Genomic DNA, 1,460 nt, shown 5'->3' on the forward strand with positions numbered 1-1,460 from the left:
CACTGGTGCATGCCACCGCCACGGCTCCCGTGCCGACGTCGTTGCCACCAACAGTCACCGAGACTTCGGTAGCGGACCCCAGGGCGATCGCGACAGGATCGGCGGGGGACAGGTTGTCCAGACCTGCCTTGACGGCAAGCGACGTAGCACCGAAGCAGCCCAGGTTCAGCCCGCCCAAAAGGGCGGCGTAACTGTCCAGGCTCTGATGGCAGCCCGGGAACGAGCCCGGAGCCGGACTGCTGCCGCCCGTGCCGGCAGCATAGGAATCGCCCAGGGCGACATAGACATCGGCCGGTTTCGTTGTAGTCGCCTGTGCGGGTCCCGCGCCGAATCCTGCCAGGAGTACGACGACGGCGACGGCGCCCGCCAGGCGGCCATACCGGCGTCGCGAATTAGCTGCTTGCATGATTGATATCCCCTCGTGTCGATCTGCAGTGCCGCTTGGCGGCGCGAGCTACCCCAGCCCGGCAGTCTTGCGGCCAGACTACGCGAGCTGCGAGCCCACGACTACGGAAACCCAACTAGCTGACAGTTGTTGTCGTTATGAGGGCTCAAAACGACAACAACTGCGAGTTAGTTGGGTCGGCTACGGCGGGGGTCAGTTGGGTTGGTGGGATGGAGGGGTGAGGGCGCTGCGGACTGAGGTCCAGGACTTGAGGACCTCCAGTACGTCCGGGTCGCGTTCCGTCAGGACGGCCTGGGAGTACGATTCCTCGAGCAGCGCGTCCACGGAAATGCGGGTGCCGGTGGATGCGCTGAGCATGGCCGCTTCCACCATGGCCAGGCTCATGATGTTCTGGTGGACCTGCCCCATGGGAGTACTTCCGGTATGCAAGGCCAGCACGAAATCACGCAGCGAACCGGCGATCTCCTGCCCGGGATCGTCGCCGCCGGGGCCCGAATCAGCGCCCAACGAGGACACAGGTTCGGTGTCGCCGTCCCACAGGACCGTGCCGTGTTCGCCGCTGATCCGCCACGCCGCGTTCCAGGAGGTCTCCTGACCCGGGCTGCACCAGCTTCCAGTGAACACGAAGCGCTCCCCACCGGTCATTTCGAAGATGGCGGTGGCCCCTGCATCGCCGCGGTACCAGCTCCAGGCCGGGTTGTATTCCTCGCAGAACACCGAGACAGGATCCGCGTCGAGCAGGAACCGGGCCATGTCGAACTGATGGATGGCCATGTCCAGCAGCAACGGGTGGTCCATGACATCCCGGAATCCGCCGAAATGCGGCGCCTTGAAGAACTCGGCCGAGACAATCCCCACGCTGCCTAGAGAAGCAGAAAGCCGTTTGGCCTCGAAAAGATGCCTGTTGTACCTGCGGGACTGGCTGACCATGAACAACTGGCCGCTAAGCTCCGACCCCGCAGCAAGCGAGAGCCCTTGGGCCACCGTCGAGGCCACAGGCTTTTCGCCAAGCACGGGCAGCCCTGCCGCAAGCGCCTCCGTGGTCACCGGATGG

General features: G+C 64.8%; 2 protein-coding genes. Both read right to left on the reverse strand.

All coding sequences use genetic code 11. The features are described 5' to 3' along the window. The coding region (locus AHiyo1_RS18615; protein ID WP_253257451.1) for a GDSL-type esterase/lipase family protein at window positions 1-406 on the reverse strand (406 nt) is incomplete at its 3' end. Window positions 407-598: 192 nt separating this feature from the next. Continuing rightward, window positions 599-1,460 (reverse strand): Gfo/Idh/MocA family protein (locus tag AHiyo1_RS18620; RefSeq protein ID WP_059389539.1); only part of this gene is annotated, 862 nt, incomplete at its 5' end.

Source organism: Arthrobacter sp. Hiyo1 (assembly GCF_001263615.2).
Lineage (GTDB): Bacteria > Actinomycetota > Actinomycetes > Actinomycetales > Micrococcaceae > Arthrobacter.